The organism is Marinomonas sp. A3A, from assembly GCF_018336955.1.
In the GTDB taxonomy this organism is placed as follows: domain Bacteria; phylum Pseudomonadota; class Gammaproteobacteria; order Pseudomonadales; family Marinomonadaceae; genus Marinomonas; species Marinomonas lutimaris.
On sequence record NZ_CP025532.1, the window covers coordinates 1,722,479 to 1,743,466 of the forward strand.

A 20,988-nucleotide genomic window follows, 5' to 3' on the forward strand; every position below is an offset into this window, starting at 1 on the left:
CTTTTTGAAATGGTTAAGCCAGTTCTGATGATGTGTCAGAACGGTCTTTTAAACTTAATAATGTATTTTGTTTTGCATCATGAATAAGTTGATCTAGCAATGGTCCTAATGTTTTTAAATGTTCTGGGGATAGAATGTCTTCATGGCTGCAATGAGCTAAAGGGTGAAAACACACTTGACTTGCATAAGGTGGCCAATTGATGGCCGGGTTGATGTAATCCGGAAGAGATTGCTGTGCAATAAAGACATCAACTTTTGCATCATAGTTAGGAGTGGTGGTTTTTTTCAGTAAGCGAACCGCATCTTTATAGTTGGCAAAAATTTGCTCAAGCATCTTATCTTGTTCTTGTTTTACAAAAAGTGCCATTTCACCAGGGTCGCCATCTTCATCTGTTATTGCCGTGCTTAGAAGTTGTGTTTGTTCTCGCTCCGCGCCCATAGCAGCCTCTTCTCCTTGCGGGTCATTCCAATCATGAACTTCGGCTGGATAAGTATCTAATAGACCGAGGAAGTTAACGTCTTCCCCTATTTCTCTAAGCTTAGCTGCGACGCCATAAGCAACGGTTCCTCCGAGGGAATAGCCCAATAAATAATAGGGACCGTGTGCTTGTTCTTGACGAATGACATGAAGTTGTTGGTCGATTAGTTCTTCCATCGTTGCGCTACTGGCGATTAAACCGTTGGGTCTGGGAGATTGTAAGCCAATAATAGGGTGTTCACCTTTTAAATAGCGGGATAACACACTGTATTGCCAAGCAAAGCCAGATCCAGGATAGAAGCAAAACAGTGGTTCACCTTGCCCTTCACGAAGGTAAATCAAATGGTCAAAGCCATTTGCGTTACTGGCAGTCATTGCATTGCTGCCATCCATCATGGCTTCCAGCTTTTCGCGGCTATGTTGCTCTGTGTCTTTGCTTAAGAGTCGGGCGAGTTTGGCAACCGTAGAGGTAACCATTATTTGTCCTACTGTAATAGGTCGTTTCACTTCTCTACGTATATCCGCAGCTAGCCTCATGGCGAGTAAAGAGTGACCTCCTAGTGCAAAGAAATCATCTTCAGCTTTGATGTTTTCTATTCCTAAAAGCGTTGTAAACAGGCGTGCCAGCTGACTTTCTAGTCCGATCGATGGTGCTCTAGACACGTTGGACGTGAGCGTGTTTTTTGCTATGTTGGGTTCTGGAAGTGCATTTCGGTCAAGTTTGCCATTGGCACTGAGTGGTAGGCTGTCCAATATGACATAAGCGACAGGCAGCATATGACTTGGTAGTTCTTCGGAGAGCGCAAGTTTAACTGCTGATTCATCATAGTTTGTTGAAGCATTTAATGTGAGATAGGCCACTAACTGGCGATTATCTTGTCCCGTATTGTTGGCGGTTTCATTATTCAATGTACGGGCTACGACGACCGCTTGTTCGATTGTATTTTGTTGTAGAAGAAGCGTTTCAATTTCTCCTAGTTCAATGCGTTGGCCACGGATTTTGATTTGATTGTCCGCTCTGCCTAAATACTCAATATCCCCGTTTTCTAACCAGCGGACGATATCGCCTGTACGGTACATTCTGTCTCCGGCTTGTCCAAAAGGGTCAGCGACAAACCGAACACAATTGAGTTCTGGGCGATCTAAATAGCCAATAGCTAACTGAGTACCGCATAAATAAAGCTCTCCTGTTGCACCAATAGGGACGGGCCGTAAGTACTGATCTAGCACCCTTAGTTCTGTGTTCCACACGGGTTTTCCAATCGCGACGCCTTGGCCATGTGAAGACAAATCCTCAAAAGCGGGTTTATAAGTCACATCAACAGCGGCTTCGGTTGGCCCATAAAGGTTATGCAGTTGAGCGTTAGAGCAGTCTTTGAAAGCAATGGCTTGTGTTTTTAGCAATGCTTCACCGCTGCAGAATACCTGTTTAAGTGATTTGCAAGTAGGCGAATTATCGTCCTTGCTTTGCATGCTTGCCGTAAAAATAGCGAGCATAGAAGGAACAAAATGCAAGGTGCTGATAGCATATTGGTCGATGGTTTGCATGAGTAGTTCTGGATCGCGGTGAGCTTCAGGGGCCGCCATGACTAAAGATGCACCAACCATTGGCGCCCAAAAAAACTCCCAAACAGAAACGTCGAAACTGCAGGGCGTTTTTTGTAAGACGACGTCGTCAGGGGTGAGGTGGTATTCATGCTGCATCCATAAAATACGGTTGATTATTGCTTTATGGGAAACCAATACGCCCTTTGGACGACCTGTGGTACCTGACGTATAAATTAAATAAGCAGGATGTTCACCTGTAATCGCGCTGGCCGCTATTGGCTTGGTGTTTTTGTATTGATGTGCCGAGTTTTTATCGTAAGACTGGTCAAATAGCTCATCAAAGGCAAGGCGTTTTGTGTTTGTATTTATGTTAAGAAAACGGTTTTTTTGAGAGCTCTGGGTGACTAACAATACAGGTGAGGCATCGTCGAGCATGTAGGCGAGGCGATCATCAGGATAACCAAGGTCTAAAGGTAAATAGGCCGCCCCCACTTCAATAATGGCCCAAATGGCCAAGCTTAAGTGACAGCTTCTTGGTAAGGCGACGGCAACAATGTGACCTTCAGTAACACCTTCATTGCGCAGCTTTGATGCCAGGACTTGCACTTGATATCGAGCTTCTTGATAATTCAACTGATGTTGTTGATCTGAAAGGCAGAGAGCCTCCGGCGTAGTTTGTGCTTGTATTGCTAATGCCGATTGTAAGGTTAATTCAGGAACAGATTGCTTCGTATCGTTAATACGGGTAATGAAGCGAACTTCCTGAGAGCTAAGACTTTCGTATCGGCACAGTGGTCGTCGAGGGTCTTTAAGACAGATTTCAATAGTTTGCTGCAATCTATGTGCTAAGGCTTCCACTTCAAAATGCGTTAATGCACCACGGTTTTCGATAAGGAAAGTAATTTCTTCACCGGGTAATACTAATAAAGCCAATGGATAGTGACTGTAGCCGCGGTTATGAATGTCGCTAACTGCTAGTGGATTGCCGTCTTTACCTTGTAATTGTGTGTCTAGATATTCGCTGTCCGGGTAGTTTTCTACCACTAATAAAGTATCAAACAAGGTTTGATTACCCGCGATGTTTTGTATTTCAGCAAGACCAATGGCGTCATGTTCTAAGAGTTCGATATGACGCTTTTGCATGATCGGTAACTGTTCCCAGAGCGACGAAGTGGAATTTAGTGCCACGCGAATTGGCAGTGTATTTAGAAATAAGCCAACTTGGTCTTCAATACCGAGGATATTGCTGCTTCGTCCAGAGACGGGCGAACCAAAAATGATATCTTCTTTACCGGATAATAGGTTTAAGGCTTGGGCCCAAAGTGCTTGCATGAAGACATTTAAGGTCACACCACGCTCTTTAAGTTGAGACATTAATTGTTTGCTTGTGGTGTGATTTAAAGAGAGTTTAAATTCGTTGACTTCATCTTGGCGCTGCTCAAATAGCAGGCAAGGTTGTGCTTGATGCATGACTTCCTGCCATTTTTTTAAACTCGTCTGTTGATCACGATTGTATAGTTGCTTGATTACCTCGGTGTAACTATTGGGGATAGGGCTAAGAGAGTTAGTTTGTTGCTGGTAGGCATCAAGTAGGCTGCGTAATAAAAGGGGCGTAGACCAACCATCGATAATAAGATGATGGACAATTAGGATAAGTGCCGATTTAGGTTTTCCTGTTGTTTCATCTTTTCCTAAATCCACATAAGCGGCGTGGATCATACTGCAGAATGTATCTGTCTTGTGTTGTGTTTTTAACAATGTTTGTTCTAGCTCTTCTAATGCAGCTGATTTTTTATCGTCAGGATAAAAGCTGATATCATGCGTACTCAGCGGCCATTGCCATGTTTGTTGTTGAGTATCGGGAATGATGAATACAGGTTCTGCTAAGTGTTCGCTATCAAAAGCACCGGCTAATTGAGGGTAGCGGACTAGCAGGGCATTTAGTGCATCCTGTAAAGTGGAGAGGTCCATTTCACCAGTAAAGTTTAGGCGCGTATATGCGTTGTAATTACCGGAAGCCGAATCCATCATGGTTTCAAATAGCATGCCTTTTTGTAATGGCAGTAACGGTGCAATGTCGCCAATCGGTTCATAATGTAATGATAGTGTACTTAGCTGATCTTGTGAGAGCGCCCATTTCTTGATGTTATCGGATGACGATGTGTCTGAAATAGGTGTAATTTCGATGGCAATTTGTCGGGGAGTGCGTAGTTTGAAAACTTGGCTCGGACGCAATGTATAGCCTGTATTTCGTAGTTCTGTGCAAAGCATAATGGCGCTAATACTGTCGCCACCGAGAACAAAAAAATCGTCCGTCGTGCCAATTTTGTCTATTTTTAATACCTTTGAAAAACAATCACAGAGCCGTATTTCATCTTCATTTTCAGGTAAGGCCTTGGCCTCTAGTGAAGTTTGAACGTCTATTTTAGGTAGGGCTTTTTTGTCTACTTTACCGCTGACATTACGCGGAAAAGATGACATGACGCAAAGGCTGGATGGCACCATGTAATCAGGTAGATTATTGCGTAATTCTGCTAATAATATTTGTCCGTGGTCTTGCTGTTGTTCTGTTGATAAGCCTGGTATCACGCAATAGCCAATTAGTCTGTGGCTGTTATTTAGCGCTTCAGCAATGACAATGGCGCTTTCGACATGCTCTAATTTTGAGAGAGCATTCTCTACTTCGCCTATTTCAACTCGGTAGCCACGGATTTTAACCTGATCGTCTCCACGCCCCATAAACTCTACGTAGCCTTCTTGATTCCAGCGTACGATGTCGCCGGTTCGATACATGCGGGTGCCGGCTTGATCGCTAAAAGGGTCAGCAATAAAACGGCTAGCACTGAGTTCCGCTCGAGCCAAATAGCCGTGGGCTAAGCCTGCGCCTGATATATAAAGTTCACCTAAGACGCCGATGGGAGCAAGCTGTAACTGAGTATCTAAAATATAAGTTTGTGTGTTTGCAATAGGGCGACCAATGATAGGCATATTATGCTGTGTTAGGTCGGCACGCAGAGTATCTACTGTGTATTCTGTTGGCCCATAAAGATTATGAGATTTTAGTTTTGGGTAGCTTCTCAGTTGCTGCCAAAGTGCTGCTGGGCATGCTTCGCCACCAATCAATATTAGGCTTGGTTGATGGTTTGATGTGCCTGATTGATCTGCCATCAGACCATTGTTAAGTAGTTGCGCTAACAGAGACGGCGGCAAGTCCATGGCATCAATTTTGATCTTATGAACCTCTTCTACAATGGCATAGGCGTCGCGTCGTGTTTCTTCATCAAACACATAGAGTTCTTCTCCTTGAATCAGCCAGAAAATCTGCAACCATGAAGAGTCGAAAGAAAATGAATGGGTGTGCGCCGCTCGTAGAGCGCGCCCTGGGTGACGTTCTTGAACCACTTTCTGGGCTGGACGGTAAATTGATTCTTGGTGAGAAAGTAGCAGGTTCAGCATGGCGGCGTGGGTGTTCATCACACCCTTTGGTCTACCTGTGCTACCTGAGGTGAAGATTACATAGGCGATGTCGTCCTTGCTGGGCGTTGGTCTATCTGCTTCTGTAATGTGGGTGTCTGGATGGGTGGCGAGTAACGAGACAAATGATTCATCGTCTAGGTTAATTACAGGCATATTTAACCCTAGCGAGACACTGGAATGGGTCAATAGCAAAACGGGATCTGTATCTTCACACATCATTTCCATGCGTTCTTTTGGGTAATCTAAATCCAGCGGTAAGTAGGTTGCTCCTGTGTTTAGAATAGACATCATCGCGATAACAGATTGAGCGCTACGAGGCATGGCGCAGGCAATGACAGTTTTGCCTTCGGTCTTTTGAAGACTAGGGTGTGCTAGTAAAAAATGACTTAAGCGGTTGATAGCTTGACCTAGTTCGAGAAACGTAAAACGTGTTTCAATGTCTTCGTCTGGGTGGCGGCAGACAAGCGCTGTCGCTTCTGGTTTGTCTACTACTTGTTGCCAAAAAACGTCTAAAATATTGGATACGTTTTCGGGTTCGAATTGGCGCCCTTTTCCCCATTCGATAAGAGCTTTGCGTTCCTCTTCAGGTAGAATGGATAGTTGGGCTAATGGAGTTTCGGGAGCTTTCAGCCAATTTGTTAGCATGGTAAAAAGGCGTAGGCCGTGCTGCTCTAGAGCAGCACGATTATATTTACGAGCATTTGCTCTTAGCTCGAAATAGGTTTTTTCTTTTTCGACAATAATGCTGAACTCAAAATCATCCACAGGGCCTGTGGCCAAATGATGGGTAATGCCTGCAATTCCTGCGAAATTGAGTTCGTAGTCAAACTGTTTGTAGTTGATGAGCGTGTTATAAAGCCCAGATGACCCTACCTTACCTATGTCTCGCTGAATTTGTTCTGCGCTGTAGTTTTGGTGGCGACGAATCGTTTTTAAAGAGCGCTTAAATGCTTGTGTGATGTCATGCCATTGCATGTGGGGTTCTAAGTCTATTTTCATCGGCAGCACATTGACCATGGGCGCAACGGATGACACAGATACAGAGCCTAAGCGCCTCATAAAAGGCATTCCAATGACTTGGCTAGTTTGACCAGTTACTCGGAAGAGGTAGGCGGTTATAAGGCTCATTAATAGCTCAGCGCTGCTGCTGTTAATTGAGTCAGCCAGTACGTTCAGCTTTTCTAGTTGATGAGGTGTTATTGGCGTGATATGGCGTATTAAGCTTGATTTACCTAGATCGTTTATAGTGGGTGTATTTGAAAGGCTGACAGGGGATGGCATGTCAACGCAATAGTCGGTCCAGAATATTTTATCGTTCTGATATCTTTCGGATTCCTGATATGTACTTTCTTCATCTATTACCTGGGTGACTGAAATAAAAGGCGAATCGGAAATAGGTTGTTTTTTTAACAAGTGATTGTAGATATCGGCGACTCGTTTGGTGAGAGCGGTGAAGCTGAATCCGTCTAACATAATATGATGGTAGCGCTGATACCAAAGCCAGACACTATGACCATTCTCTGTGATGGAAATTAATATCTGTTTCTGCAGCGGTTTTTGGCCGTCATTGGAGAGTGGAAGGTCTTGTTCTGTGTCTGCTTGCATGATTGCCAGCGCTTGTTCGCGACCTGCATTGTTTTGCGTTAAGTCGATTTTTTCTATGTGGATGTTATTGGCTTCTTTCGGGTCAAGAAGTGTTTGTTTTCCATTTCCGTAATGAGCGAGAACTGTATCGGCTTCACCAAGTGCTAAACGGATGGCTTGTTCTAAATATCCACTTTGAATATTACCTTTCATTTCTAAGCAGTGCGAAATAGTGTAGAGGTGTTTGTCTTCTGATACCTGATCAGCCAGCCATATCCCTTGTTGTGTATTGGTAAGAGGGAGTCTTTTAGATCGCATAATAGGGTTCCTTATCGGCTTTCTGGTGCTGTATTATCAAATGGGTTGATCGCTTTCCAATGCTGTTCAACGTAGGTTATGCATTCACTTCTAGGTAATGGTCCCAGAATTATTGTCCAGCCTTTCGGAAGTGAAGCGAATTCTGGCCATAAGCTGTACTGTCCTTGTTGGTTTAGTAGCACAAGGAATGATAGATCTTCATTGTCGAATGGGTTGAGGTATTGGTTATTGTCCATGTTTGCTTGGTCCTTATGACGCGGTGTATGGTTATTAGAAATCAGCTATTAAGTGCCTGTAATAGGCTGTGAATAAGACCTTGGCGCCAACATAACCAGTCATGGCCGCCTCTAAATTCTCGATATCGAACACGGTGTCCATTTTCTTTGAGCGTTTTTGCCATTATTTGACTGACTTCTAGCATGTCTTTCTCATAGCATCCTGCCTCCATCACAATATTTAGCGGGGCGGTGGTTAAATCCGCGTTTGAAATTTTTTGAATTAACTCGCCTTCTCCTGGTTGAGAGTCGACATCAGGCCACCAAAATGACCCCGATTGACTGATGGCTGTAGCAAAGTATTCAGGCCAGTGAAAAGCTCCGAAAATAGCGCAAAGGCCACCGAGGCTTTGCCCTGCGACGATCGTTTTTTCAGGCTTATCCGTAATAGAGTATTGAGTTCTCACCCATGGGAGTAATTCTTTCTGGATGGCGATCCAAAAATCGACATTACAAGCGAGCTCAATATTTCTATGAGAGGAGCTAATCGAATCGATTAAGATATATTGAGCTTCTGGAATCTGACAAGATAAGGTAAGTGCGTCTAGCTCTGCATAAATTGGTAGGTGATTTGCCCAATACTGCCCATCGAATAAAAGTACGACAGGCAGTGACTCTTGAGTGTTGCGACTTGTTCTGTAGAGCCAAATTCGGCGTTCATTATTGAGCCGCTCACTTTTCCATACGGATTCTTTTAGGATGCCTTGTGTTTCTACATTTGAATATTTGAATGCGGCTTTTTTATCTTCACTTAGACAAATAGCAGAGAGTGTTACTCCGTTTCCATTACTATGGGCAGGTAATACGTTTAATGGGTCAGACTGCGCACTAAGGCCCATTAACTGAATCCACCATTGGCGAATTTCTTGACGGGTTTTGTGTTTTGGTGGACGTTGACTGTGTGTGGCTGGCATTAAAAAATAGCTACCAAGCCAGTCGTTTTCAAGTTCTGTTTCCCAGAACCAAACATCACTACCTTCAAGGCGGGCGAAACCTGTCAGCTGCTGTGTGGGATGAGGCGTTTTCGAATAGAGATCAATATAAACGGAATCTATATCAGAACACTTTCCACAAGGATCTTGCCAAATAAAGGAGACAATACTTTTATTCTCATCGACCTTTACGATTAAAGGTGTCCCTGCTTGCTTAATATCCAGCCACCAGTCATGAGAGCCTACATCTTGGCGATGGAATATAGGATTAATAGGTTGTGTCTGCAGCATAGTGTTAACTTTAATAATGACTTTTTATTTAAAGGCACCCACTCTACGGTGAAATAGAATTGTCTAAATTCATCTTAGGGGTGTGCGTCTTGGGTTGATTTTTAAGGATTGGAAGTCAGCACACTGCTGTCTTTTTTAAATAAGTTTGTTAAACGCTGAATCATGTTACTCGAGCTAAAATAGTCGAGCCTGAATGTATCATTTCCTACTGCATAGATGGAGTTATTAAGGACGGCTGGCGTTTCAGCAAGGTAAGCATTGTTTTTTACCATTGCTTCTTGAGGTGGTTCCGTAGCAAACAAAAGTAACGTATTTCCGGTTAACGCATCAGGGAAGCGTTCACCACTGGCGATGACTATGTCGTTGCGTTTTCCCATGCTTAAATCGCCGCGCACCGAATCTGGAATAGCTGACAAGGTGAATCCTAACTGAGTTAAAAGTTGACCCTGAGCCGATTCGGATGTCCATATGTTGCCCCCTGTGCCGTCTCGATAATAAACCAGTGGCGTGGTTGGTTGTGGAGGCAATATGGCTACTTTTTTGAACTGATCTATTTGCAGATTAAATGTGTCGATTAGTGTGTTTACATTGTCTTCTAAACCAATGAAGTTGCCCAAGACCTTGGCAAGTTGCATCCAGCTTTTATCTCCGTAATTAATGACGGCTGTCGGTGCGATGTCCTTTAATTGATCATAGAGCTTAAGGGCCGAATCACCACCGGTTGCGGAGATGAGTATAAGATCAGGGTTTTCCCGAATAACCGCTTCTGCGTTGTGTTCTGTTTGATAGAGCGCCTTTAAGCCTTTCTGCGTAGCAAGTTCACTCCATTGAGTGAAAAAGCCTTGGTCATCTGAGATATTGGTATTAGGGATGGTTGCACCTGAGCCAATAATAGGAGCATCAATGGCTAACAGTGTTCCAGTCATGGTGACGCTGGTGGAGATAATTCGTGTAGGCTGCTTGGTTAGGGTAACAGGACCATAGCTCGTCATAATCGTTCTTGGCCATCCTGAAATATCTTTACTTACTTCATCAATTTTCAGCTGAGTGGTATTTTGGGTGCTAACGTCAATATTGGATGTATCATCACAAGCTGTTATTAGCATGCATAGTGAAAGCAGGCTGGCGCAGAGAAAAAGGCGTTGAGTTTTATGCGTCATTATCAGAGTCTCTAATACAAATGATGTCTTTAAGTAGATATTGATAGATTTAAAGATTATGATAATCATTATCATATGTGTCTTGCAAGGCTTATAAATACTTAATTCATGAATGTTTTTTGTGGAGGGAAGGGGATTGATCGAAAATACGGGTTTACCACAACTGTTGCGTTGTTTTCTTTTACCTGAAAGTCAGATTGGTAGTCGTAAGTGGTGGAAAGATATTCGTTCTATTGGAGCGCCTTTTATAAAAGTACAAAACGCTCAAACAAGTGTTGTGCTATTTATTTGGCAGGATCCACAAGGAACGGAAGATAAATCTTCAACGGCGAGCGTATTGTTGGATGTGAACTCAATCACCGATCATCATAGCTGGACACCGGCTAGCATGCATAGAGTAAAAGGAACCGATGTTTGGTACGGTCAACTAGAAATCGGCGTAGAATGGCGTGGTAGCTATTCGTTCATCCCTATAGAAAAAAATCAGTTACCCGAAGTCGTGCGTTTATTGAGCGATAACTCTAGAATGGCACAGCGGAATTGGTGGATGGGGGTCGCTAAAAATCAGACATTCGACCCCTTAAATAAACGTCCAGCTGTGAGTTCTGGTTGGGGTGTTAGCTCAGTGCTACACCTTCCTCATGCACCGTTAGAATTAGGCTGGGATGAATGGGAAAAAGGGCTTCTGAACGACGTTTCTGAAGCGCGTATTCAGACGCTTATGTGGCAATCTTACGTACTTGATAATCAGCGAGATTGTTGGCTCTTCTCAACTACGATGGATGATGCTCCATTGGTGATTTTACTTGATGGACAAAAGTGGAATGCTGCTAGCGGTACGTTATCGGTTCTTCAGTATTTGACTGATACTGGAAAAATTGCGCCAGCACATTATCTTTTAATTCCTTCTATAGATAGCAAAACTCGCTGGCATGAATTGGGTTGCTATCGGCCTTTTTGGGAGTCTTTGATTGATGGTTTGTTACCAATAGTAGAGTCGAAATTAGCGGCTTCGAACCGTTCTGTTTCAGAATATCTCGTAGCGGGACAGAGTTTAGGTGGTCTTTCTTCTTTGTATGCGGGCGTGACTTTTCCAGATGTTTTTTCGAAGGTGATTAGCTTATCAGGGTCTTTTTGGTGGCCTGACAAAGACAGAATGATTGATTCTGATAAGGTTATTGCATCTAAACCTATTCCAGCCAATAGTCTTGCAGAGCAAATATTGAATGACCGAGTAAGTGTTTCGCATTTAAAGGTTTATCAAAGTGTTGGAACGGGTGAAGGGGATATGTGTGTTTACAATGAGCAGACGTGCCAAGCCATTAGAGGAAAAGGGGGCCGTGTGCAATATGAGGTCTTCTGTGGTGGTCATGATTGGCTCTCGTGGCGCTCTGGTTTGATAAAGGGATTGTCGTTTTTGATTCCTGCTGATATGGCGGGTTAACTGAGTCGTTATGTCAAAATCAAATATCATGTTGGACTTTAGTTTGCTAAAAACCAACAGAAACTTTCGCGCTATTTTCATTGCTCGGCTGATGTCTGTGTTGGGTATTGGCATGCTAAATGTTGCCGTGCCAGTACAAATATATGAGTTAACGGGTTCCAGTTTACAGGTAGGTGTTGCCGTCGCATTAGATGGTATTGGGATGTTTATCGGCCTGATGTTAGGTGGCGTTCTGGCAGATAGGATGGATCGTAAGTGGTTGATTCTATTTTCACGTTTTATTTGTGGAGTTGGTTTTGTCTTGCTTGCAGCCAATGCGTATTTATCAGAGCCAAGCCTTTGGGCTGTGTATGCTATCTCTCTCTGGGATGGCTTTTTTAGTGCCATTGGAATGACGGCATTAATGGCGTCTATTCCTCATTTAGTAGGACGAGAAAACCTGCCAACAGCGGGAGCATTGAGCATGTTGATTGTTCGAATTGGTTCCGTCATTTCACCCGCCGTTGCTGGTGTAGTGATTGTGTCATTTGGGGTGACATGGAACTATACCTTGGCAGCGATAGGTACGCTTTGTACGTTAATTACCTTGGTTACTTTGCCAAACATGAAGCCGCAAGAAGGTGGACCTCAAGAGCATCCAATTCGCTCTTTAATGGACGGATTTAGCTTTGTGTTTACGCATAAAATTATTCGTGCGGTTGTTGCATTGGGTACGCTAGAAGCGGTCACCAAATCTATTCGTATTTTATTTCCTGCTTTAGCGGCAACCGCGTTTGGTGGCGGGGCGTTTGAAGTGGGGCTCATGTACGCCGCGGTGCCTGTGGGATCGACTTTAGGAGCACTTACTAGCGGTTGGGTTCGTCATGCGAAACGGCCAGGTGTGGTGATGTTGTTCACAGCATTTTTATCCTTCTTATGTGTCGCTGCATTGGGTTTTATGGGGCATTTGGTATTAATGCTGCTGGCCTTGGCTGTGTTTGGCTATCTAGGGTCGATTGGTGGCTTGCTGCAATACACCATTGTACAAGGCCACACGCCAGATAACATGTTAGGGCGAATTGGTAGCTTCTGGACGGCGCAAGATGTGGTAGGGGATTCTGCGGGTGCATTAGGCATTGGTGCACTCGTAAAGGTGTTGTCACCGATTATGGGGCTAGTCGCCCTTGGCTTTGGTTGTGCTGCAGCAACGGTATTATTAAGTGCCGGAAATCGCTCATTACGAAATGTCAGCTTGATCGATATCACGCTCTTCCCTGATGAGAATGTTGCTAAAGAAGGATCTGATAAGAAAGAAGCCGTTGAGGCAAAAGAGGCGGCGGCGTAATTACTTTTTAGATGGTGTAATCTTAAAAATGGCGATGTCGCAGGACACCGCCATTTTTTATTTATAGCTTTCAGCTCAACTATACTTGTCGGCCTTTTGGAATGATTAATGGTGTACCCGAAACAGGATCTTCCATAATAATACAGGGTAAGCCAAATACGTCTTCAATAAGCGCTTCAGTGACTACGTCTTTGGGGGCGCCAGAAGTAATGATTTTTCCTGCTTTCATAGCAATAAGATTGTCAGCGTATCGGCAAGCGTGATTAAGGTCATGCAGAACCGCCACCATGGTATGACCTTGTAGGCGGTTTAAGTCTTGAAATAAATCCATCAGCTCAATTTGATGAGCGATATCTAAGTACGTTGTTGGTTCATCTAATAACAGTAATGGCGTTTCTTGAGCCAATGCCATAGCTACCCAAACGCGTTGTTTTTGCCCGCCAGAAAGTTGATCAACATGATGCTGAGCGAACTCCATGATGCCCGTAGCTTTCATTGCAGACTCTACGGCTATCTGGTCTTGTTCGCGCCAAGGTTGAAACCACTTTTGATGGGGAAAACGACCACGAGCGACTAAATCGACCACTTTTATGCCATCTGGAGCAATTGCGCTTTGTGGTAAGAGCCCCAGTATTTTTGCTACCTCACGGGTTGGTAACGTATGAATGTCTTGGCCATTTAGTCGTACTTGGCCAGATTTTGGTGGCAGTAGTCTACTCAATGCTCTTAGTAAAGTGGATTTACCACAGCCATTTGGGCCAACAATAATACTGAATTTACCTTCAGGAATATCAACCGAGAGATTGTTGGTGATAATGGTTTGATCGTAACCGAGGGTAACAGATTGGGTCGACAAAGAAAGTTCTGGCAAAGCTTGATAGTCTGTATCGTTTGATTTGTTCTGCTGAATTTCTGTGACTGTTGCTGTCATTTTCTTCCCTCTCGAATAATTAAAAACACTAGATAAATACCCCCCAAGCTCACAGTGATGAGTCCCACCGGTAATGTCGAGCCTTCCCAACTATGTTGCGCGATAAAATCTGCGCTAAGTAATAACAACCCTCCTACTAGAGCAGATGATCCCAATGAGATACTCGCGCTGTTTTCAAGGCGTTTTGCTATCTGAGGCGCGGACAAGGCAATGAAGGCTATTGGGCCAGTGATGGCGGTAGCGACAGCGGTTAGAGCAACGCCAACAAACATTAGGGTGAGACGGGTTTTATTCACTGAAACGCCCAGAGCTGCCGCAGTATCGTCGCCCATTTCGAGCAATTTCATACGAGTATTAAGCAAAAAAGCACAAAGGATAAAGACCGCAATGATTACCGCTGCGGGCAATATGCGCACCCAGGTTATACCGTTGAGTGTGCCTGCACCCCAAAGCGCAGCGGTCATTGCGGTTTCTAATGAAACGCTAAGAATCAGCCATTGGTTAAACGCAGAAAGGGTGGCACTAATCGCGATGCCAACGATGATTAATCGAAAACCGGAATGGCCATTTCTATAAGCAAAAATATAAACGAGCAAGGCAGAAAAAAGACCGCCCAGAATCGCGCCCAATACACTGAACCAGTAGAGATTGCCAAACAAAGCAATAGACAGCAAAACCCCAGTAAAGGCGCCAACATTAAAGCCAGTGATGTCAGGGCTACCCAAAGGGTTTCGAACCAGTGATTGAAATACGGCGCCGCTGATTCCTAGCGCTGCACCGATTACTAAGGCGGCAAACAATCTAGAGGCTCGCCATTGCCACACAACAATAGATTGATAGGGGTCAGCTTGACCTGTGAGAAGCCGCCAAATATCTTGAACATTTTCGGCAATGTGTTGGCCAAAAAAAAGTGTGGCAATGACCAGCGCAAGAGTAAAAAAACAAATGATTTGCTTTGGGTAGTGGCTGACAAAGTTGGTTATTGTCAGTGTGTGGGTACGATAGACCTTCATAGCCCTGAAGCTCCTTTTCTGCGCACTAAATAAATCAGAATAGGTGCACCGATAAACGCTGTCACAATAGAAACCCGTAACTCCCCGACAATTAATACACGTCCGATGATGTCAGCGATTAATAGCAATATGGGCGTTAGAATAAAGCAAAAGGGGATGATCCAACGTTGATCTGGGCCCACCATCCAGCGAGCAATGTGTGGCATCATTAGACTGACAAAGCCAATGGGTCCGGCCGCTGCAGTGGCAGCGCCACAAAGTAATGTAACCGCTATGAGCCCTAACAATTGAATCCGAGCGGGCTTGCTACCCAGTGCAGATGCCAAAGAGTCGCCTAATCCAAATGCATTAAGAGCTGGGGTAATCGATACGGCTAACAAACAGCCGCCGATGACAATAGGGGCGATAAATAATGGGACAGATAATGAGCGAATATCTAGACTACCAACTGCCCAAAAACGTATTTGATCAAATGCGCTAGGATTGAAAAGGGTAAGGCCAGAGCTAATACCGCCAAACACAGCGCCAATGGCAACTCCTGCTAGCGTAAGTTTCAGAGGGTCGGTTTTACCACCGCCAATGCTGCCAACGAAATATACTAATAAACTGGCTAAAAAAGCGCCCAGAGCCGCGTAGCCAAAAAATTGGGTCAGCTGAGTTGCGCCTAGAAAGACGATGGCAATCGCTATGGCTAAGCTGGCGCCTAAGTTAACGCCAAGAATACCGGGGTCCGCCAAAGGATTTCGGGTTATTGCCTGAATCAGTGCGCCAGACGTTCCAAGCGCCATACCAACAAAAAGCCCATTTAACGTGCGTGGTAAACGACCTTCAATAACAATGGTTTTGGCCAGTCCATGTTCTTCGCCCATGAGTATATTCCACAGCATGTCCATGGAAATCGGCTTAGCCCCAATGCATAAACTGACGATCATAATAATGAGTAAAAATAGCAGCAATACGAATAACCAAGCATATCGCTTGCTCTTTGACGCAGACATTGTGTTATTGGTCATGACTTTTCACGTCCAAACAGTATTTGTAATCGTTTTAATAAGTTGGTGGCGCTGTAATAGTCCAAGCGAAAGGTATCATCGCCAACAGCGAATACCTGTTTGTTTTGTACGGATCTTGTTTCATGTAAATAAGTGTTATTCATAAAAGCTTTTTCTCGGTCTGTGCTGGCAGAAAATAACAGTGTGGTATTACCTGTTACCGCATCAGGAAATCGCTCTCCAGTAGCAATAATAATGTCATGGCGAATGCCCATACTGATATTGCCTTTTACGCTCTCAGGTACGTCGGCAAGAGTAAAACCAAGCTCTTGTAATAATCGACCTTGTGCAGATTCTGAGGTCCAAATGTTGGCACCTGTGTCGTCTTGGTAGTAGACCATGGCCGTAGTCGGTTGAGGCGGTAAATTGATGGTTGATTTGGTGCGTTCAACTTCTTGTTTGAAGCGTTGGATCATGGTTTTCGCTTGTTCTTCTAAACCTAGAAGGTCACCAAAAATATTCGCAAGTTGCATCCAGCTTTTGTCGTCATACGCAATAACCAATGTTGGTGCGATATCTTTAAGTTGCTCATAAAGCTTGATGGCGGAATCGCCGCCTGTTGCAGAAATGATGATTAGATCTGGGTTGGCCTTGATAATCGCTTCGGCATTGGGTTCGGTTTGATAGAGGGGAGTGACACCTCGAGTTTCTGCGATATCTGCCCACTGGCGCATGAAGCCTTGTTCAGATGCTACGCTGGTATTCGCCATGGTGGCACCAGAAGCGACAAGGGGGGCCTTGATGGCAAGTAAAGTACCTGTCAAGGTGACGCTGGTGGACACAATTCTGGTTGGCTTTTTATTGAGAGTGAGCAGGCCTTCCGGAGTCATGATTTTTCTTGGCCAACCCGATGTGCTTTTTTCTACCTGATCTATTTTTAATTGTGTTTTGTCTGGCGAGGCTGTGGGTGATTGATCACAGCTTGCTAAAGTAAGACTTAAAAAAAGAAGAGCTAAAACTGGTGTGAAGCGTGTCATAAAGCGAACCATGTCTAAAATCCTGTAGACCAAGAAGAGCGCGTCATTATATAGATGAGAATGGAATATTTATACTATTGATAATCATTTCTATTTATTTTTTTGAGTGTCTCTATTTGTTACACAGTAAAACACCAGAAGTTAATGCTATAAGGGCTGACAAGATCGAGCTTGGATAGTTTGGGGAAATCGCTAAGTTTGACTTTGCCATTTTTAAATTTGGGCTTGAGGCCGTTGATGCGAATCTTTTTTGATGTGAGAGAGTCCGCGGTGATTTCAAAACGACGCTTTTTAGAGCCAAAACCGTTACAGTGTAAAATTTTGGGGTTGGCTGACATATTAATAATAAGAAGGGTGCATTTGCCTTCTTTTTTGGCGCTATGGCAATAAATCTGTACAAATGGGTCGTTGCTTTGTACGTCAAAAACGCGCTCTCCCATTAGCTTTCCCCATAGCCAACTGACCCAATAATCTGGGTTGGGTTTCAAAGTTTGTCGATTAATAAGGGCGTAATCACCGCCGATTAGACTTTGTCTTATCATGACTTTCTGACCGATTTTTGCGCCTCGACCAAGTTGATCTGCCCACCAAAAACAAGATACAAAACGGTCTGATAGTTTGGCTTGTCCACCGCATTGAGCTGAGCCAGTTTCTCCTGTCCACAGTTGAGCTCTAGGCTGATACTGGTCACGAAGTTTTTCGAGTTGCTTCGAATATCGCTCATAATCCATGAGAGAGCTTGGAGAGAGAATATTTTTGATGGTTGCTGCGCGAGTTTTAACCGGAGAGCGGCTGCTTTGAAATGGGTAATAATGCCAATCAACAATATCTAGATGTTCTTCCAGATAGCCTAGGAACGGTGCGGAGATATTACTTAAGGGTTTGATGGCTTCGCCGATTCGTGGCCAAAAAGCACTGCCTGGACCTGCAACCTTGCTATCTGGGCTACATTGGCGAACACAACGGATAAACGTATCGTAGTCTTTGGCAAGATTACGCGCGCTAGGTTGTGAGGTTAAGCCATGAAATGCCCAATAGGCATTTAGCTCATTACCCAGTTCGCAAATGTCTATGTTTTGTCCGTGCGCTTGGCTGTATTCTAATAATTTTTTAACTTCTGTTGCTTGCCATGTGCCTTGTTGACGTCGTTCAAACAGGCCGTATTTCATAGTGAACATGAGGTCTAAATCATTACGCTGACAAAAATCATGAAGCTGATGCCACATTTCCTGTGTGATGATAAGTGCGTCTGAGTTTCTATTAGCTGGGGAGTTTCTATTAGATGGGGAGTTGCTATTAGTTGAAGGGGGAGTGCTCGTAAAGTAACGAACCTTGTCGGCTTCTGATCCACCGACTCGAACATAAGCTGAGCCGAGCGCTTTTACCAATAAATCGAGTTTGTCTTGTTGTAAGTTGAGAGGTTCAACCCGCTGAGTGCCAAGCCCGCACTGCGTTCCTTTACTGCCTTCCCACCAGAAACCACCCGCGAGTACTGAAATATCAATCGAGAAAGATAAGTATCTAGGGTCTATGGTTGTAATAGGCGTTGTGCTGTTAAGATTAACGACAAGTGATTTATTTTGGCGAATGTTGTGTCGTCTTTGATTCCATGGACGTATTAGTCTAGTACTAAACAAGAGGTTTCTTCCCTCACAATAGGTTTTGCTAGACTGCAATAAAAATGTGACATTTGTATGATGCTTTAAACGCTGCGATTTTTTATAAAGGATACTTCGATGAAAGTAATGGTTTCGATAATGGCGATTTTATTAGCTGGCTGCACTTTATTAGTTGGTTGTACTAGCGCGCCTAAAAATATTGATCCAGTAACGCAATTTCAAGTAGAGCGTTATTTAGGGACTTGGTATGAAATTGTTCGCCAAGATCATGCTTTTGAAGAGGGCTTGTCTAATGTCACGGCAACTTACTCTATGCGTGGTGACGGTGGTGTTGCAGTGCTTAACCGAGGTTATTCTGCGGAAGATAAAAAATGGCGAGAAGCCGAAGGTCGCGCTTATTTTGTAAATTCTTCAGATGTTGGCCATTTAAAGGTATCGTTTTTCGGGCCGTTTTATGGTGCCTACGTGATTTTTGAGTTGGATAAAAAAGACTACCAATACGCCATGATTTCTGGCCCGAGTCGTGATTATTTCTGGCTGTTGTCTCGTACCCCAACGATGCCAGAAGACGTTAAGCGTCGATTACTGCTAAAAGCGGAAGCTCTAGGCTTCCCGATGGATAAGTTGGTTAATGTAGTGCAAAGCAGTAATGTACCAGCCAGTTAATGTTTTCCTGTGATGCTCTCTTTTTAGAAAAGAGAGCAAGTTATGGATTCTTTTGCTGATTGATTAGAACAAACTTCTGCATAAGCTGTTGGGTTTTGAATCAGTGAATAGTGTGCATTTGAATCTCGACATAAGGCTAGGAAGTCATCATAGCGTCGATTGAAATTATTTCTTGTTATCTCGTAATTAATGGTTGTGTCATTATCACCAAAATCGTTATCCATGGCTTCTGTTTTGACTCGCTGAATTAGGTAGGTTAATTCATTGTATCTGTGTCTAACTTGGTGGCAGTAAGTGCTATTTGGTTCTGTTTCTGCGCAATCGGCTACTTCTGCTTCTAATTCTGCCAACTCTGCCTGATAGCGATCTAAATAGTTTAGTGACTGACTATTTTTTCTCTGTGTCCTTTCTGATCGAAGCGATAACGCTTCTAATCTATTCTTGGCTTTATTTAAGCGTTGCTCCTTTACCAAACAGTCTTTCCCAAAAGCGATTAAATCGTTGCCATGCACTAGGCTGATAAAAGCACATCCTAAGATAAGGATGCTGGATTTAATGATTGAAATGCTCATAAGCTTATGATCCTGAATGTTTTTTTGTCACACATTTGGCGTACGTTCATTAGTAAGTATGGTCAAGTATACACTGTGTTTTTCTGGAGGAAGTATGGATAAGTCGTTATCAGTAAAAAGTGAAGGAAAGGGGATTACTATTTCTCTTGGTCGGGGCCCTTATCAGAATAATGGTGCGTCACCTTGGTATGCTTATATTGGGCTTGGTACGACTGCGCAACCGTTAAAGTTTTCCTTTGATACTGGCAGTAACTTTATTTGGGTGACTTCTAGCTTATGTGGATCGGACACTTGTCATCATTATGGAGGTAAAGAGTTTGTTTATGACAAATCGACGAGCTTTTCATGGATAAGTACGAAGCCGATTGATGTCGATTTTGGTCCATGGGGAAGTATGCAGGTACAGACGGGTAAGGATATTTTCACCTTAACGCCAGACATACTGGATCAAATGGATAATGGCTTGGTGTCTGTGTCTTCGGACATATATTTAGCAGAATCTTATGAAGGTTCTCAGTTTGAAGAGCTTGATTGGGATGGGGGCATTGGTATCCCAAGCACAACGGATTTGTCCGATGTTCACGCTGTTTATCAGTCCTATCGTGGGATGGTGCCAAGCAAGGAGCCAGAACCTACGTCATTTCATTTCGTCCAAAGCTTGGTGGATCAAGGGGTAGTCAATGCGAAGCGTCCTTATGTGGCTTTTCTAACTGATATCGATAGCAAGCGCGGCCAAGTTGCATTTGGGCAGCTTAATCAAGATTACCGAGAGAGTAGAGAATATTTATTTTTACCTTGGGAACCTTATTCGATTGCTTCGGTTGCCTATATTTGGACAAGTCCGCTGACTACTTTTGCGGTGGGTGATGAAAAACTAATTGAAGAAGGCGATTCTTCAGAACCTACTTATTTCTTTTCCCTAGACTCTGGCTCTTCTCAATTCAAAGGAGACCCTTCGTTAATGAATGAAGCTTTTAAACTGACTTCTTTGTATGGCAAAGACGTAACGATTGAGCTTGGGAAAACTGATCGAAATGAGACGGGTAAATTAGTGATTTCATCTTCAATTTATGATGTTTTGATTGAGGAGGGGGATGGTAAAGGTAAATCTATTTCTCAATTTGCCCCTTTAGATGGGATGAAGGATCTTGTATTGGTGGGCTCTGTGCTTATGGACTATTTATATACTGTGTATGAATACAATATTGTTTCTGATGGCTCTCAAAGTTTGATAACACCTGTTGGAATGTGGATCTTTAATAAGCTCGATGGGCCAAAAATTATTACGACCAAACAAGATTCGGTAGCACGTATTTTTCATTCTTAA

14 protein-coding genes are annotated in these 20,988 nt (G+C 43.7%); 4 read left to right on the top strand and 10 right to left on the bottom strand.

Going from position 1 to position 20,988, the window contains the following annotated elements; all coding sequences use genetic code 11:
- Positions 1-13: 13 nt before the first annotated feature.
- The 4 genes from CYL31_RS07980 to fepB (CYL31_RS07995) form a co-directional block, all read right to left on the bottom strand.
- Positions 14-7,405: a non-ribosomal peptide synthetase gene (locus CYL31_RS07980; protein ID WP_212918393.1), complete on the bottom strand. Its 7,392-nt coding sequence runs from the start codon at positions 7,403-7,405 to the stop codon at positions 14-16.
- 11 nt (positions 7,406-7,416) lie between these two features.
- Entirely contained in the window at positions 7,417-7,641 is a 225-nt protein-coding gene (locus CYL31_RS07985) for an MbtH family protein (protein WP_212918394.1), read from the bottom strand.
- Between the two features lie 41 nt (positions 7,642-7,682).
- Entirely contained in the window at positions 7,683-8,903 is a 1,221-nt protein-coding gene (gene fes, locus CYL31_RS07990; protein WP_212918395.1) for an enterochelin esterase, read from the bottom strand.
- Positions 8,904-9,004: 101 nt separating this feature from the next.
- Complete coding sequence (fepB, locus tag CYL31_RS07995; RefSeq protein WP_212918396.1) at positions 9,005-10,063, bottom strand: Fe2+-enterobactin ABC transporter substrate-binding protein; 1,059 nt, start codon at positions 10,061-10,063, stop codon at positions 9,005-9,007.
- A gap of 136 nt (positions 10,064-10,199) precedes the next feature.
- Here fepB (CYL31_RS07995) and fes (CYL31_RS08000) point away from each other — a divergent pair, with 136 nt between their 5' ends.
- Both fes (CYL31_RS08000) and entS read left to right on the top strand, forming a co-directional pair.
- A complete protein-coding gene (gene fes / locus CYL31_RS08000; RefSeq protein WP_212918397.1) occupies positions 10,200-11,507 on the top strand; it encodes an enterochelin esterase in 1,308 nt (435 codons plus the stop codon).
- A gap of 10 nt (positions 11,508-11,517) precedes the next feature.
- Entirely contained in the window at positions 11,518-12,831 is a 1,314-nt protein-coding gene (gene entS, locus CYL31_RS08005; RefSeq protein WP_212918398.1) for an enterobactin transporter EntS, read from the top strand.
- 79 nt (positions 12,832-12,910) lie between these two features.
- Here entS and CYL31_RS08010 read toward each other — a convergent pair whose 3' ends face one another.
- The 5 genes from CYL31_RS08010 to CYL31_RS08030 form a co-directional block, all read right to left on the bottom strand.
- Positions 12,911-13,762, bottom strand: a complete 852-nt coding sequence (locus tag CYL31_RS08010; protein WP_212918399.1) for an ABC transporter ATP-binding protein — start codon at positions 13,760-13,762, stop codon at positions 12,911-12,913.
- Positions 13,759-14,775, bottom strand: coding sequence for a FecCD family ABC transporter permease (locus CYL31_RS08015; protein WP_212918400.1), 1,017 nt, complete (start codon positions 14,773-14,775; stop codon positions 13,759-13,761). The genes CYL31_RS08010 and CYL31_RS08015 overlap by 4 nt, the downstream gene beginning before the upstream one ends.
- A complete protein-coding gene (gene fepD, locus CYL31_RS08020) occupies positions 14,772-15,788 on the bottom strand; it encodes a Fe(3+)-siderophore ABC transporter permease (RefSeq protein ID WP_249411733.1) in 1,017 nt (338 codons plus the stop codon). Before fepD ends, CYL31_RS08015 begins: the two co-directional genes overlap by 4 nt.
- The gene (gene fepB / locus CYL31_RS08025; protein WP_212918401.1) at positions 15,785-16,816 is read right to left on the bottom strand and encodes a Fe2+-enterobactin ABC transporter substrate-binding protein; all 1,032 of its coding nucleotides are present in this window, start codon (positions 16,814-16,816) and stop codon (positions 15,785-15,787) included. Before fepB (CYL31_RS08025) ends, fepD begins: the two co-directional genes overlap by 4 nt.
- A 107-nt stretch (positions 16,817-16,923) precedes the next feature.
- A complete protein-coding gene (locus CYL31_RS08030) occupies positions 16,924-18,441 on the bottom strand; it encodes a glycosyl hydrolase family 79 N-terminal domain-containing protein (protein ID WP_249411734.1) in 1,518 nt (505 codons plus the stop codon).
- A gap of 99 nt (positions 18,442-18,540) precedes the next feature.
- Here CYL31_RS08030 and CYL31_RS08035 point away from each other — a divergent pair, with 99 nt between their 5' ends.
- Positions 18,541-19,089: a lipocalin family protein gene (locus CYL31_RS08035; RefSeq protein WP_212918402.1), complete on the top strand. Its 549-nt coding sequence runs from the start codon at positions 18,541-18,543 to the stop codon at positions 19,087-19,089.
- A 23-nt stretch (positions 19,090-19,112) separates the two neighbouring features.
- On the opposite strand, the gene CYL31_RS08040 is transcribed toward CYL31_RS08035, so the two are convergent.
- Positions 19,113-19,661 (bottom strand): hypothetical protein, encoded by a 549-nt coding sequence (locus CYL31_RS08040; RefSeq protein WP_212918403.1) that lies wholly within the window; start codon positions 19,659-19,661, stop codon positions 19,113-19,115.
- A 94-nt stretch (positions 19,662-19,755) separates the two neighbouring features.
- Between CYL31_RS08040 and CYL31_RS08045 the strand changes: the two genes are divergently transcribed.
- A complete protein-coding gene (locus CYL31_RS08045) occupies positions 19,756-20,988 on the top strand; it encodes a pepsin-like aspartic protease (protein WP_212918404.1) in 1,233 nt (410 codons plus the stop codon).

Coding starts and splice junctions, on each gene's coding strand:
- CYL31_RS08045 (WP_212918404.1), top strand. CDS start 19,756: ATGGATAAGTCGTTATCAGTAAAAAGTGAAGGAAAGGGGATTACTATT.
- fepD (WP_249411733.1), bottom strand. CDS start 15,788: ATGACCAATAACACAATGTCTGCGTCAAAGAGCAAGCGATATGCTTGG.
- fepB (WP_212918401.1), bottom strand. CDS start 16,816: ATGGTTCGCTTTATGACACGCTTCACACCAGTTTTAGCTCTTCTTTTT.
- CYL31_RS08010 (WP_212918399.1), bottom strand. CDS start 13,762: ATGACAGCAACAGTCACAGAAATTCAGCAGAACAAATCAAACGATACA.
- CYL31_RS07985 (WP_212918394.1), bottom strand. CDS start 7,641: ATGGACAATAACCAATACCTCAACCCATTCGACAATGAAGATCTATCA.
- entS (WP_212918398.1), top strand. CDS start 11,518: ATGTCAAAATCAAATATCATGTTGGACTTTAGTTTGCTAAAAACCAAC.
- fes (WP_212918395.1), bottom strand. CDS start 8,903: ATGCTGCAGACACAACCTATTAATCCTATATTCCATCGCCAAGATGTA.
- CYL31_RS08015 (WP_212918400.1), bottom strand. CDS start 14,775: ATGAAGGTCTATCGTACCCACACACTGACAATAACCAACTTTGTCAGC.
- CYL31_RS08035 (WP_212918402.1), top strand. CDS start 18,541: ATGAAAGTAATGGTTTCGATAATGGCGATTTTATTAGCTGGCTGCACT.
- fepB (WP_212918396.1), bottom strand. CDS start 10,063: ATGACGCATAAAACTCAACGCCTTTTTCTCTGCGCCAGCCTGCTTTCA.
- CYL31_RS08040 (WP_212918403.1), bottom strand. CDS start 19,661: ATGAGCATTTCAATCATTAAATCCAGCATCCTTATCTTAGGATGTGCT.
- CYL31_RS07980 (WP_212918393.1), bottom strand. CDS start 7,405: ATGCGATCTAAAAGACTCCCTCTTACCAATACACAACAAGGGATATGG.